The following is a 13813-nucleotide window of genomic DNA, read 5'->3' as shown; positions in this document are numbered from 1 at the left end:
ATTCCAAGCTCGAGTTACCTCTCGTGTAATCAAGTAGGGAGTGGCAGCCACACCGGCGCCGGAGAATCACAGATGGAGATGGCATGGTCGACACTGCTGAGACCGCAGAGATGATGAAACGGCTCGGAACGGGCTTCGACGCCACCATCGGCCTCGAATACACCGAACTGAGCCCAGATCGTGTGCGGGCGCAATGGACGGTCAAGCCCACGCTGCACCAACCCGCGGGGATTCAGCACGGAGGCGTCTACTGCTCGGTGGTGGAGTCTCTCGCCAGCGTCGGTGGCACCGTGTGGCTGGGCGAGCGAGGTCACGTGGTCGGCGTCAACAACAACACCGACTTCCTGCGTGCAACGAGGGAAGGCACACTCACCGCAGAAGCCACCCCGATTCATCGCGGACGCACTCAGCAGCTCTGGGAGGTTCGCATCACCGACGAGAACGACAGACTCGTCTCCAAGGGACAGGTTCGCCTCGCGAACATCACCGAGGTGGCGAAGATCGGAAACTGAGAACACGGGAAAGGGTGGCAGTGGAGTTGAACTCCACTGCCGCCCTTCGCCGTTCACTCAGGTACTGATCAGCCGGCAGCCTTCTGTTGCTTGCCTGCCGTCTTCTTCGACTCGCCGTTGGAAGCACTGCCGGACTCGGTCGCTTCCTTGTTCTTCTTCTCCAATTCGCCCATCGCGTTTCGCGCGAAGACCTGCTGCTCGGTGGACGCCATCTGAGCACGGCCACGCCCAAAGAACGTCACAGCCCATGACAAGAGCGTCGAGGCTCGCGAACGGAACCCGACCAAGTACAGAAGGTGAATTGCCAGCCAGGCAACCCATCCGATGAAGCCACTGATCTCGAGTTTGCCCACCTTGGCTACCGCGCTGAAGCGCGAGATCGTTGCCATGCTGCCCTTGTCGAAGTACTTGAACGGAACTCGCGCCGAGGGGGACTGACCATTCAGTTCCGCCTTGATCTGCTTGGCCGCGTACTTGCCGCCCTGCATGGCGACCTGAGCCAAACCGGGAAGCTTGTCGAGCGACATCATGTCGCCGATGACGAAGACATTGGGGTGTCCGGGAAGCGACAGGTCGGGATTGACCATCACGCGGCCGGCGCGGTCGGTTTCTCCGCCGCTCTGCTCTGCGAGCTGCTTGCCGAGAGGGCTCGCCTGAACTCCGGCAGACCACACCTTGCACTGCGACTCGATACGGCGAAGCGTGCCGTCCTTCTCCTTGATGATCAGACCGTCGTTGTCGACGTCGGTGACCATCGCGTCGAGCTGGATCTCTACGCCGAGCTTCTCGAGGGTCTCGGCTGCCTTACGGCTGAGCTTGCCGCCGTACACAGGCAGGACTGCAGGCGCGCCGTCCAGGAGCACAACACGTGCCTCACGCGGATCGATCTTGCGGAAAGCGCCGTCGAGCGTTCGGCGGGAAAGCTCGGCGATCTGTCCGGCCAACTCCACGCCGGTGGGGCCGGCGCCGACCACGACGAAGGTCAGCAAGCGCGCGCGCTCGGCAGGATCGTCCGACAGCTCAGCTTGTTCGAACGCGCCGAGGATACGTCCACGCAGTTCGAGGGCATCGTCGATTGTTTTCATGCCCGGGGCGAACTCTGCGAACTGATCGTTACCGAAGTACGACTGACCGGCACCTGCTGCCACGATCAGACTGTCGAATGGCGTTACCGTGACGCGTTCGAGCAGGCGCGAGGTCACAGTCCGGTTCTCGAGATCGATCGTCTCGACTTCACCGAGCAGTACCTGGGCGTTCTTCTGCTTACGCAGCACGAGCCTCGTAGCGGGAGCGATGTCCCCGACCGAGAGGATGCCGGTGGCAACCTGATAGAGGAGCGGCTGAAACAGATGGTGGGTTGTACGCGCGATCATCGTGATGTCGGCATCGGCTTTTTTGAGAGCCTGAGTGCCGAACAATCCTCCGAAGCCGGAACCGATCACCACTACGCGGTGGCGGTGCGGTTCAACCGACTGGATGCTCATTCCGTACTCCTCGAGTTCTAGGCGACAGTCCTACGGTAGTCCCACCGCGGCCGAGCTTCTCTGCGAGCAGGCCGTCGAACGCAGCAGGGTCCGAATCGATCAAGCGGCCTCGGAGGTGATCACTCCCGATGCGATCGGCTTCGCCGAATCGGGGGTGATCACCACTTTGTCGAGGTGTCGGCTACTGGCGGACCGACAAGATGAACAGTGCGATGCACCCGCCGACGAAAACCAGGATCGACAGGGCCACCGACGCGTACCCGACACCTACTCCAATTGCTGCCCAGTCCATGTGCCCAACCTCTCGTCTGCTGCGATCCGGGATTCAGATCACATTTACCTAGTGACATCACACCTCATCGATCCCCACTTTCGAAACCCGGCACGCCCAACCATTGACATGCAAGTAAATGCTTGCATATTATGAAGTTGTGGACGACCGGATGAATGCAGTGTTCAAAGCTCTTGCCGATCCGACACGGAGGCTTCTTCTGGATCGCTTGTTCATAGCCAACGGTCAGTCGCTCGGCGACCTGTGCGACAGCCTGGACATGAGTCGACAAGCTGTCACGCAACACCTCACAGCGCTCGAGGATGCAAATCTGATCAGCACGGTTCGGCAGGGGAGATCCAAGCTTCATTATCTCAATCCCGTTGCGCTCGAGGAAATTCGAGAGCGATGGATCAACAAGTTCGAGGTACCGCGCCTGAACGCGCTCAGTGCCGTCAAAAAACTCGCGGAGGAAGCCATGACCGACAAGCCCAGCTTTGTGTATGTCACCTACATCGCCAGCACAGCCGAGAGCGTCTGGAAAGCACTCACGGATGCACAGGCCACTGCAGAGTATTGGGGACACAGCAACGTCTCCGATTGGCAGCCGGGATCGACGTGGGAGCATCGCCGGATCGACGGCTCGAACATCGCGGATGTAGTCGGCACCGTGGTCGAGAGCAACCCGCCGTCGAGGTTGGTTACCACCTGGGCCGATCCGAACGGTGAACCAGGCGTCGACATCTCGCGGGTGAGTTTCGACATCGAAGCCTTCGGCGCGATCGTGCGCCTGACCGTCAAGCACACCGATTTGGCGGACGAATCGGCTCGCATGGAGGTAGCGGGCGGATGGTCGGCGGTGCTGTCGAACCTGAAGTCCTATCTCGAGACCGGAAACACGCTTCCGGTGGCGCCGTGGGAGATGCCGGTCGGTTGACGGTTGTCGACCACGACAAACGTGTCCCCTGAACAGGAGGAATTCGCCGTACTTCGGCCCGAATTGTCGGCACGATCCGGTCTCAAATTCGCAAAAAGCCCAAATTTCGGCGCGTTCAGTCTGTAAAGTTGCCAGTTGGATGCTAGCGTTTGCCCCGACATCGGGTGAGGACGACCTCGTCTCGGACGCATGGGAGAAACGCTATGGGCGGCGACGCTTTTCAGAATGTTCCGGTTGATCGGCGCAAGTTCGTCAAGACAGTTCTAGCGGCCTCGGCGGTAACTGTGCCGGTCGTGACGTCGATCAGCCTCGGTGGTGCGGCGCCGGCCTTCGCAGCCGGTGACACGCCGAATCTTTCCGGAGCGCCTAGTCGTGGCCAGCAGAATCCGAATCAACCAGGCGGTGAACAACCGGGCGGGAACCAACCCGGAGGCAATACTCCGGGAGGGAACCAGCCGGGCGGAAACGAGCCGGGCAACCCCGGATCGTCAGGAAGTTCAGGATCGTCGGGAAGTTCGGGGTCCTCGGGTAGTTCTGGTAGTACCGGGAGTTCGGGATCAACTGGTAGCTCTTCAGGTTCGGGTGGAACGACGACCGCAAAGCCCACCGGGCCCACTGGGCCGACTGAGCCGACAGAGCCGACCGTCCCGACTGTGCCAACGGTGCCGACCACTCGCACCGAGCCGACCCTTCCGACCGTCCCGACTCTGCCGACGAATCCCACAGAACCCACGTAACCGACACAACGAAATTGGTTCCGAGTGAGCACACGACGATGACAGAGTTCGACGTCGCGCTACACCGCGCTCTGAAGAAGCTTCAGAGCGCGGGCCCAGTCCAGGTGAGGGAGACGCCACCGCACGGAGAACCGGCTGATCTGACTATCGCAATCGCGACCTACGACGATTTCGACGGGGCGTACTTCACGATCCACTCGATCCTGGTCCATCATCGCGAGATTCTGGACAGAGTCGAGTTCGTCTTGTTGGACAACAACCCCGAGGGGTTGCCGGCGCCTATGCTCGAGTCGTTTGCGGGATACATCGATCGTTTCCGCTACATTCCGTTTACCGATGTTCGATCCACCGCAGTGCGGGATGTCCTGTTCCGCAAGGCAACCGGGAAGTACGTCCTGGTCCTCGATTCTCACGTGATCCTGGCACCTGGATCGCTGTCGGCCCTGCTGGCGTATTTCGATGCGAACCCGGAAACCGACGATTTGATCCAGGGACCGATGCTCTCCCAGGATTCCTCGCATATCGCGGCGACCCATATGGACCCCAAGTGGCGCAACGGAATGTTCGGCTCCTGGGGTGTTGATCCGCGCGCGAAGCAACACCCCGACGTGCCTTTCGAAATTGTCATGCAGGGCCTCGGCTCATTTGCCTGCAGGCGCGAGGCGTGGCCCGGATTGAACTCGCATTTCACCGGATTCGGAGGCGAAGAGGGGTACATCCACGAGAAGTTCCGAATCAACGGCGGCAAGGTCGTCTGCCTTCCGGCATTCGGTTGGCACCATCGATTCGAGCGCCCGGCAGGTGTACCGTATCGAATAAATTGGGAAGATCGTGTTCACAATTACCTGCTCGGTTGGAGTGAAGTCGGTTGGGACCTCGGCTCACTCCATCGTCAGTTCTCCAGGTACCTCGGTGATTCGTATCCCGAGATTCGCCGCCGTGCCGAACTGAGCGTCCAGCGACCGGAACTGATTTTCGGTGGGGTGATCGTTCTCAGCGATGACAGCCGAGTCGCTCCGTGGCGTTCATGCCTGGCCGAGGCCGAGTCGATCGAACTGACCGTTCACCGTGCGATTCCGTCGCAAGAGGACGGTCCGGATGTGTGGAGGACGGCGTCCGCGTTGCTCGCCGGAATCGACAAGGCAATTCTGCTGGGATGGAAGTCGGTGGTTTTCCTGGACGAGGAGCGCGTGATCGAACCTGCCCTCGCGTACAAACTGCGGAACATAACCAACGATCTCCCTACCGAGGCAGATACGGCCGTTATCCACGCACACGGCGACAACCTGCCCGGGGCCACACTGATTGTTCGCGCGGCGGCGTACCGAGCTTTGCGGGACGAACTCTCTCGTCTCATCGACGGACCCGCGCCGACCGACTTTTCACTGGCGGCGTATCTGCTCGAGCGGGGCGCAGTCGACGTTGTGCTCGATCGTCCCCTGTCGCCCGCCCGGTCAGTGGCAGAACATGACTCGGATATCGAGGATTCGAACTCGGAACTCGGCGTTGTCGTCGTGAATCTCGACCTCGACATCGACAGATGGAAGGCGTCCTGGCATAGATTCATTCGCCTGCCGGGCGTAGCCGCGGTGGAGAGGGTCTCAGCTTTCGAGGACGTGATGAATCAGGAAGCGGCCTTTGCCGTCTCGTGGCGTCGCGCGATCTCTCGGGCGACCGAGAAGGGCTGGGATTCGGTCCTCATCGCAGCTGACGACGTGAGTTTGCTCGATGCGGCTGCCTCGATCCTGGACCATGCACGCGAAGAGCTCGATCACCGCGATTGGGATGTCGTCCACCTAGGACACGACCCGAAATCGAGGGACGGAGCTCTGCTCGACGGTTCGGCACTCTTGCGCACCAGCCCCGAGAACCGTGGCGTCCACGCCGTTCTCGTCCATTCGCGCGCCTTCGAGCGAATTCTCGACGAGATTGCGGATCCGGAGTCAGATCCCGAAGCATTCGGAAAATGGGCGGGTCACTACCGAACTCTGGGCGAGTACCTGGTGGATGCGAGTGCCGGGGGAGCGCTCACGTGCCTGACGGTGGCACCCGGCATCGCCTCCACGCGCAGCCTGATTCATTCGGGCGCAATCGAATCCGAATACTCACGACGCTTCGCGCTGTGAGACCACCACCAAAACGAAAATCGGAACCGCTGAATCAAGGAGATATCTTGACCGAACTACTCGAAGATATGAGACCGCAACGCTCTCAGACGGTGGAGAGCAACGATCTCACCGACGGTGTTGTGCTGTACGACAGTTCCAGCGAGGTTGCCCATCACCTCAACCCAGTCGCGACGTTGGTGTGGGAACTGTGTGACGGCCGGACCGTCAGCGAGATCGTCCAGGCTGTGGCAGAGGTGCTCGAGATCCCTGACCACGACGCGGAGTCGGTAGTCACCGAGACGTACGGGCAGCTGAACACCTCGCGTCTGCTGGTGTGAGAATTCCGTGATCGGGAACGACGTACCGCAATTCCGGGCGCACTATCTGTGGGTTGACGCGATTGTGCGCGGTTTCGGCATACCAGAGGTCGGCGTCGTCGAGCATCGGATTGCCAGCCCCTGGCCTGCGGACAACAACGTCGACGTTCGGATTCAGCGGAATCGAGCGACATTCGGTCGCTGGGACGTCACCATCGAATCGACCATCGGTGGGGGCAATGAAATGCTGGTCGGTCTGGACGGCCTACAGCTCGCGGAGAACGTGTATCGGACGGTGCACCGGGATGTCATGACAGCCGCACAGGCCCAACAGTGGACACGGTTGCACGCCGCTCTGGTCGACTGCGACGGTGTGAGAGTGGCGATCGCCGGGCATTCCGGGGCGGGCAAGACCACCTTGGCGCTCGCCCTTGCCCTGCGGGGTGCACAATTGCGTGCTGACGAAGGCGTCTTCATTCGTGGTACCGACGCTGTGGGCTTACCGCGGCGGGTTCACCTCAAAGCCGGTACGTTCGACGTCCTCCCGGAGATCAAAGCGCACGATTCGCTGTATCTTCCGTACGCCCCGCCGGTGTGGGCGTTGGACCCGTCAACCTTGCCTGCTGAACCGAACGTCGACTCGGCGGTTCGCGGAATCGACTTGGTGCTGATCCTCGATGGGTGGGACGAGGGTCCGACTCGACTCGCTCCGATGCCCGTATCCCAGGCGATACAGTCGCTGGCCGAGCAATCCGCATTGTGGTCCGACAATCACGGACTGACCCTGAGAAACATCGCTGCCCTACTCTCGAATGCCCCGTGCTACAGACTGATTCGGCACCACCGCGACACCGGCGCGGACACTGTGGAGGAACTGGTGGCGTCATGCGTGACACCCGGTATCTGATTTCCATGTTGGAACCCGAGTGTGGGGTCGATGTCATCCGCTTGTGTTCACAGCAGGATTGGCCCAGAGTCATCGACGCCGCTGCAAGGCACAAGGTGTTGCCGCTGCTCGCCTCCCGAGCAGTCGAGGCCGGCTTCGCATCGGTCCTGCCTGCGAGCTTCGCGGAAATGCTGTCGGAATCCTCGGCCACCGCATCGAGTCCGGAATTGACGCTGAGCCTTGTCCATCACCGAAACACCATTCGGATCTCGGACCTCGACGTGCAGCGAGTGGAACTGCAAGAGTTGTTACACCGCAACGGATTTCCGACGGTTGCGCTGAAGGGTGCCGCCCTTCTCGAGCGAAATGTCTGGCCGAACCCGGCGGCACGACGGATGACGGACATCGATCTCTTGGTCGTCGACCCTGCACATGCCGTTCCGGCCAACGAAGCGATCCTCGATTTCGGCTATCGAATGGTCCGCCCCGACGAAGTGGACTCCGATTCCATCGATCACGACAATCATCAGGAACCGGCACTACTTCGCGACGACCGTCATGGCTCCGTCGAAATCCATTCGCACCTGCTTCCGCGGTTCGCCCGCCACGCATTGACCCGAGAGGCTGCGGTCCGAGGAATCAGCGCAGAGGCGAAAGGATCCCAGCTTGCGATTGCCGACGTCACGCTGCACGTCATCGCTCACGCGCGGCTGGCCGATCGGGCCTTGATTCGAGCCGATTTGTCGATGAACAGCGTTTTCGACGTGGGGTACCTGCTCGCTTCCGAACCGGCACTCGCTGTGACGCTATCTCGGCGCCAGTTGCCACGCGATGTCCGTCGGGCGGTGAACGTCCACTGGGCCGCCGTGGAATCGATCTTCGGCGTGAGCACCGGAGTGAGCACCACCTCCGCGCGTTGGTGGTGGCAATGGACGTTGTGGTTGGCCGATCGCCCACGTCTGCACTCGCTCTACCGCGACCTGGTCATGGTGCCGCTCTTTCTCGACCGTGATCGGCTCTCGATCCGGGACGGACGGGACCTACGCGGATGGGACTTGGCGCGCGCACGCGTGTCTCACTTCGTCCGTCGTGCGAGGACTGCTGTCGAAGATGCCGGGGGAGCAGCATGAAAGTCCTGATCACCGGCGGAGCGGGGTTCATCGGAAGCACCGTGGCGTCGAGGTGCGTCGACGCCGGGATCGATGTCGTGATCCTCGACAACCTTCTGACAGGCCGTGCCGAATTCGCCCGTCGATTCCCGTTCTACTGCGGCGACATTGCGGACGAGAAATTACTCGACAAGATATTCACCGACCATCCTGATATCGGTGCCACAGTTCATTGTGCGGCCCTGATCGTGGTCGGAGATTCCGTGAATAGCCCGGCGCGGTACTACGAGAACAACGTCTCCAAATCACTGGCGCTGGTTTCGAGTGTCCTTCGGAACGGGTGTGGGCGCTTCGTATTCAGTTCCTCTGCCGCGGTGTACGCGCCGGGCAAGGGCGGGTGTGTCGACGAATCCTCGCCGATCGAACCGCAGAGTCCCTACGCGCACAGCAAAGCTCAGTTCGAAACCATGCTCGACGACATCGTGGCAGCAACAGATTTGTCGGCGATATCTCTCCGCTATTTCAACCCGGTCGGAGCAGATCCGGAACTGCGAAGCGGAATACCATCGGCACGCCCGACGCACGCACTCGGAAAGCTCTTCGAATCATATTCGACAGGAACACCTTTCACAGTGACCGGGACGGATTGGCCGACGCGCGACGGGTCCGGAGTGCGTGATTACGTTCATGTCTGGGACCTTGCAGATGCCCATGTTCGAGCACTGCAACGGTTCGACCGGATCACCGTCGATTCATCGGGAATGACTGTCGTCAATCTGGGCAGTGGGCGGGGGACCACGGTGTGGGAGCTGGTTCGCACATTCGAGAATGTGCTCGGTGAAGATATCGACGTGGTCGTTGCCGACCGACGCACCGGTGACACTGCCGGCGCTTATGCGTCGAACGACCGTGCGTTGCGACTACTCGGGTGGGTTCCGACATTCACCCTGGAACAGGGGATCGAGGACACCGCACGGTGGCTGGCCGTGCGATCCCACCTGCTGAATTCGGTGTCGCCGAACGTCAGCCTGTCGGGTCGTCGTCGAGGGTGATGTTGTTGCTGCGTAGCCAGTAGGTGGTGTCGGGATTCCACCCGGCGAGCACGGTGGCACCCGAGTTGGCCGACAGCGGTATCGCGATGCCTGGAGTGGTCAGGTACGCCATCATGGTCAGGTGGACGGCGTCGTAATCGTCGGCCACCGAGACCCAATCCGGGATGAACCAGTTGCGGAATTCACCGGACGTGTCGTGCCACACGGAGCGACGTGAAGCGGGCACTGCCAGGGGATAGGTGTCGACCAGATTTGCCCAGGCCTGCGGACCGGTGATCTCGTAGATGCGGGGCGCACCGTAGGTCCTTACCGGCTGCACCCGAGCCTCGTTCGAGGAGCTGTCTTCTTCGAGAAACACCCCGAGTGCCCCGATACCATCGCGGGCCCTGGTTGTTTCGGTTGTGCCGTTGGCGAAAGGGATAGACCACCATTCGCCTCCGATATGGCGGTCCGGATCTGCGTTCTGATACTCCAGAAACTGACGTTCGGTATCGAGCGCCTCAGCGCGCCACTGTTCAAGGCCGTCTTCCGTACGGTAAATCCGCACGGGTAAGTCCGACCAGCCGTAGATGGGATTTCGCTTCTCAACCAGATGCTGGTTCAGGAGGTCAATCGGCTCGGTCCACCAGGCAGAGTGTGGCGAGCCGAGAAGGGTCCGGGCGATCGGGTGTAATGCCGCAATGACCGCGGGGCGCACGAAGATCAAGTCTTCCTCGTCGGGCGGCTCCCAATAGCGTGCAAAATCCACGGCATACGCGAGACAGTGCAGAATCTCGAGTTCCGACATTTCGGTGATTGCTCGGACGTCAACAGCGTCGAGCACTTCGAGCGCATGTTCGGTCGATTGAGGCCAGTGTCTACCGGATGAGCGTGCATCGGGCTGGCACGCGTACCCGACATTCGCGCAGAACCGACGACCACGCGGTGAGCCGAGGACAAGCGCCACAGAATCCATGTGGGTAAAGCTAGCGGACGAGCTGACGGGGGACGTTCGAAAATCCATTACTTGACATAATGTAGATTATCGGCAAATTGTCGACCTGGCGATATTCGGCTTACGTGCCGTTTCTTGCATTCGTCTTCGACGTCGCCCGCCGATGTCGATCTGTCGGTTTCATCTGCCGTCTGTTCACACATTTCCGTCCGAGATCACTGACTGCCTTGGGTTGACTCGATCTGATCATTGCGACTCGACTGTCGCCGGCCGAGTTGCCAGCGATCGCCATCTGGCCTTGCCGGCGACTGCGGCCGCGCCGAGTGGCCTAGTTACCTAGTTACTCACTAAGCAGGATCGTCCAATAAGCGCTCTGATCTGGATTGATGTTGATAAGCGCGGCTCGCCCACTTCCAGCCACCCGATGTTAATTCGTCACTGTGACGTATTAAGGGCGACAGGCTGGACGCGAGTGCAGTTCCATTGTCATTGCCACGGACTACTATCGCCGCATGTGTTGTATTCGACCGGCCGCTTCTCATGGTCAGTGGCCGCTATGAGCGACACACCCAAGGTCGTGCACCGGTGGCTCGCAGTGCCAGACCAGTTTGACCGATTCACTCGATTCTTGCGCGACAACGGAATTCTGATGCCGACGCGCATAGGCATCGGCGTACTGGTTTTCCTCCTGGGCGTCACAATTCTGCTGAAGCGACTGGGCACCCACTCGGTACAGACCATCGGATTTCCGTTGGACGTCGTCGTCGCAGTGCTTGTGATGATCGGCGGAATTGCCCTGCCGGTCATTGCGACCACCCGTGAAAGATCGTATTTCTTAGTCGTTACCGGGGACTTCGCGATTGCGGTGATCGTGCTGGCCGAGGCGAATCCGGATCAGCGATTGCTCGGATGTCTCGTCTTCGGACTCGTCGGCTCGTACGTAGCCTTCTTTCACAACCTTCGAGCGCAACTATGGCACCTCCTGTGGTCCGGGGCGATTATCGTTGTCGCCAGCATCGGGGTTTTCACGGATGCCCCTTCGTCAGCCTCAGACGTACTGGGACGCATCGCCTTTGCCATCCCTGTCATCACTGTCATACCGGTAGTCACACAGATTGCTCTGGCGCTCCTGAGCAACGACGCACAAAGCTCCGAACTCGATCCATTGACGGATCTGCTGAATCGGCGTGGCCTGGCGCGGCGGACTTCCGAACTCCTACAAGCGAAATCCAGCCTCGATCAGTCTTTGCTGGTTGTGGTGATCGACATCGACAATTTCAAACACTTCAACGACACCTACGGTCACGACGTGGGTGACCGCGTCATCTTGCGGACCGCGTATCGACTCCACGACTGGGCCAGATCGGACGCAGCGATCGCTCGTATCGGCGGAGACGAGTTCGTCGTCGTTCAGATGATGCCGTTGCCCTATGTCGGCGACTTGCTCGCGCGGATTCACCCCGTCATGAACTCCCCTACAGGCGAACCACTCTCGACGACGAGCATCGGCATAGCCGTACACAACGGCGGCTGGCCGGACGTGCAGGCAGCAGAAAGCGGCCTGCACGATCTACACCGCCTAGCCGATTCAGCGATGTACGAAAGTAAGAGGATGGGCGGAAATCACGTTCATTCCATCGTTCTCACCGATCAGCAGCCACAACAGGTCGGCGGTCGTTCAGTCCTCTGAGTCGTCGATCAGATGCATCGCGGCTTCCTCTGCCGACGCTGCGCCGCCGTCGATTCCGACGTCTCCGGCGATGAGTTCGCTTTCCTCGTCTTCGTATCGGCCCTCGTCTTCGGCAACGAGACGCCCGACGCGGCGGTTACCCACTTCGTCACCGTTCGGGAATTCTTCTTCACGTTCGAATTCGTCGGCATCGGCGGGATCCTTCAGCGGATCACCCAGCGACGCGTACGGATCGGGTTCTTCCTCGGCCAGGCGCTCGTCGAGGGTCTCCCCCGCTGATTCTTCGCTACCGGTCAATCCGTGAGCGTCCAGTCCGAGTGGGCGCTCCGGTGGTGAGATTCCCTCGTCGAGAATGTCGTCCACGCCTCGATCGATCAGGGTGTCTTCGGGCTGAAGCTGGTCGTCGGGATCGAGACTGTAATCGCCATTGCCGGCTGCGCCGGTGTCATCCGTGTCGCTCATACGATCAACGATGCCACGAGCACACCGAGTTGGCCATGTGCCGCGCTTGCCCGATACATCACTCCGGATACATTCAGCACGAACGCGGGGCCGGCACTCCGTCGAACCGGTCCTGCAGGTACTCGAACGCGGTGGGCAAGCCGAGGACCGCGGTGGTCAGGTGGTCCGGGCTGGGGAACAGTTGGGATTGAATCGTTGCTCCTGCGGCGCAGTACCTCGAAATGGTGTTGACCACCGAATCGATGGGAATCAGCACGTCGTCGGGCGTGTGCCATTCGAACACTGGGGCGGTCGGTACTCCTGGATAGAGTTCGACGCTGTTGTCGTCCATCACCTTTCGCACTTCAGGACTGGACAACAGGGAAGTCGACGTCGACACCTGGGAAGCGCTGCGCCCGGCGCCGACTCTCAGGATGTCGTTGGTGCAGGCATTGGTGAGTTCGGACCGCATCGACCGACCGAGGTCGTTGAGTTGGTTACCGAGTGGCAGGAGGTCGGGATACTCCCGCTCGAGGCCCATCGCTGCGGCGAAGGCGAGACCGAATGCCGGGTGCGGATCTTGCCCGAGTCCATTGGCCATCTTGGACAGATTCATCGGAACGCCGCCTTCGGCAACACCGACGAGGTTGACCTCGGGTGCGTAGGTCGGCGCCAGTGCAGCTGCCCACGCGGTGGCCATACCGCCACCGGAGTATCCAGCGATGCCGACTGGGCTGGCGCCGCTACGCAATTCGGGGACTTTCTGGACGGCGCGTATGCCGTCGAGCGTGATCTGTCCGCCCAGTCTTGCGGCGCCGTATGCGCTGTTGGGTCCGAGATGGTCGGGAAGCGCGATAGTCCATCCGCGCTGCAGAGCGACGTTGAGGATGGGTGCTTCACGGATGACGATGTTGGGATCCGATGCGTAGAGCGCTCGCGATGGCGCACAACCTGTTCCGAGTGCGTTGACGATGTGCTGATAGGAGAGCAATGGGCCGTCTTGCGCTTGGTTCGGCGGGACCAGGATCGTGCTGACCGCGGCAATCGGCTTGTTCTCGGAGTTCGTGGACCGATAGCTGACCTGCCAGATCGCGACGCCAGGAAAGGTCATCAGATCGGGGGCTCGCCGTACGGAGATCGGCGTGCCGGCGCTGCCCTCGGCTGCTGCCTGCGAATAGAACGGGTCCGGGTCCGGTGCGGGGTACGCGGGATCTGCCTGTGCGGTCCACCCGGAGAGCAGTGTGGCGGTCAGTGCCGCGGCAGTCAGCATCGATCCGGTAAACACGCGTTTGGTTCGCAGTTTCAATGTTTTCCCCTCGTCCGGACCCACGCGGG

Annotated in this window: 13 protein-coding genes; 8 read left to right on the top strand and 5 right to left on the bottom strand. The window is 60.8% G+C overall.

The annotated features are described in order from the left end of the window. The first annotated feature begins 83 nt into the window (after window positions 1–83). Window positions 84–512, top strand: a complete 429-nt coding sequence (locus ACFWEM_RS09270; protein WP_003945020.1) for a PaaI family thioesterase — start codon at window positions 84–86, stop codon at window positions 510–512. Window positions 513–580: 68 nt separating this feature from the next. Here the strand turns inward: ACFWEM_RS09270 and ACFWEM_RS09265 are convergent, their stop codons facing one another. Continuing rightward, a complete protein-coding gene (locus tag ACFWEM_RS09265; protein ID WP_378533029.1) occupies window positions 581–1996 on the bottom strand; it encodes an NAD(P)/FAD-dependent oxidoreductase in 1416 nt (471 codons plus the stop codon). A 410-nt stretch (window positions 1997–2406) separates the two neighbouring features. Here ACFWEM_RS09265 and ACFWEM_RS09260 point away from each other — a divergent pair, with 410 nt between their 5' ends. Next, a complete protein-coding gene (locus tag ACFWEM_RS09260; RefSeq protein ID WP_378533027.1) occupies window positions 2407–3204 on the top strand; it encodes an ArsR/SmtB family transcription factor in 798 nt (265 codons plus the stop codon). A 391-nt stretch (window positions 3205–3595) separates the two neighbouring features. Here ACFWEM_RS09260 and ACFWEM_RS09255 read toward each other — a convergent pair whose 3' ends face one another. Beyond that, complete coding sequence (locus ACFWEM_RS09255) at window positions 3596–3877, bottom strand: hypothetical protein (RefSeq protein ID WP_378533025.1); 282 nt, start codon at window positions 3875–3877, stop codon at window positions 3596–3598. Between the two features lie 102 nt (window positions 3878–3979). Here ACFWEM_RS09255 and ACFWEM_RS09250 point away from each other — a divergent pair, with 102 nt between their 5' ends. From ACFWEM_RS09250 to galE, 5 genes are read left to right on the top strand one after another with little or no spacing between them, the layout of a single operon-like run. Then, entirely contained in the window at window positions 3980–6067 is a 2088-nt protein-coding gene (locus ACFWEM_RS09250; protein ID WP_378533023.1) for a glycosyltransferase, read from the top strand. A 47-nt stretch (window positions 6068–6114) separates the two neighbouring features. Continuing rightward, window positions 6115–6387 (top strand): PqqD family protein, encoded by a 273-nt coding sequence (locus tag ACFWEM_RS09245; RefSeq protein WP_378533021.1) that lies wholly within the window; start codon window positions 6115–6117, stop codon window positions 6385–6387. A gap of 7 nt (window positions 6388–6394) precedes the next feature. Next, window positions 6395–7273, top strand: coding sequence for a hypothetical protein (locus ACFWEM_RS09240; RefSeq protein ID WP_378533019.1), 879 nt, complete (start codon window positions 6395–6397; stop codon window positions 7271–7273). Continuing rightward, window positions 7252–8382 carry a nucleotidyltransferase family protein gene (locus ACFWEM_RS09235; RefSeq protein ID WP_378533017.1) on the top strand — a complete coding sequence of 377 codons (1131 nt, stop codon included), beginning with the start codon at window positions 7252–7254 and terminating at the stop codon, window positions 8380–8382. The genes ACFWEM_RS09240 and ACFWEM_RS09235 overlap by 22 nt, the downstream gene beginning before the upstream one ends. Next, on the top strand, window positions 8379–9413 hold the full coding sequence (gene galE, locus ACFWEM_RS09230) for a UDP-glucose 4-epimerase GalE (protein ID WP_378533015.1): 1035 nt from the start codon (window positions 8379–8381) through the stop codon (window positions 9411–9413). The genes ACFWEM_RS09235 and galE overlap by 4 nt, the downstream gene beginning before the upstream one ends. Here the strand turns inward: galE and ACFWEM_RS09225 are convergent. After that, window positions 9385–10368: a hypothetical protein gene (locus ACFWEM_RS09225; protein ID WP_378533013.1), complete on the bottom strand. Its 984-nt coding sequence runs from the start codon at window positions 10366–10368 to the stop codon at window positions 9385–9387. The two genes, galE and ACFWEM_RS09225, sit on opposite strands and share 29 nt — an antisense overlap. 535 nt (window positions 10369–10903) lie before the next feature. On the opposite strand from ACFWEM_RS09225, the gene ACFWEM_RS09220 reads away from it, so the two are divergent. After that, window positions 10904–12037, top strand: a complete 1134-nt coding sequence (locus ACFWEM_RS09220; RefSeq protein ID WP_378533011.1) for a diguanylate cyclase domain-containing protein — start codon at window positions 10904–10906, stop codon at window positions 12035–12037. Here ACFWEM_RS09220 and ACFWEM_RS09215 read toward each other — a convergent pair. Both ACFWEM_RS09215 and ACFWEM_RS09210 read right to left on the bottom strand, forming a co-directional pair. Further along, window positions 12026–12499 (bottom strand): DUF5709 domain-containing protein, encoded by a 474-nt coding sequence (locus tag ACFWEM_RS09215; RefSeq protein ID WP_003945009.1) that lies wholly within the window; start codon window positions 12497–12499, stop codon window positions 12026–12028. The two genes, ACFWEM_RS09220 and ACFWEM_RS09215, sit on opposite strands and share 12 nt — an antisense overlap. Window positions 12500–12572: 73 nt before the next feature. Continuing rightward, the gene (locus ACFWEM_RS09210; RefSeq protein WP_378533009.1) at window positions 12573–13808 is read right to left on the bottom strand and encodes a lipase family protein; all 1236 of its coding nucleotides are present in this window, start codon (window positions 13806–13808) and stop codon (window positions 12573–12575) included. Window positions 13809–13813: the final 5 nt, after the last annotated feature.

Source organism: Rhodococcus sp. NPDC060176 (assembly GCF_042728675.1).
GTDB lineage: Bacteria > Actinomycetota > Actinomycetes > Mycobacteriales > Mycobacteriaceae > Rhodococcus_F.
This window is presented reverse-complemented; position numbering and strand designations above follow the sequence as displayed.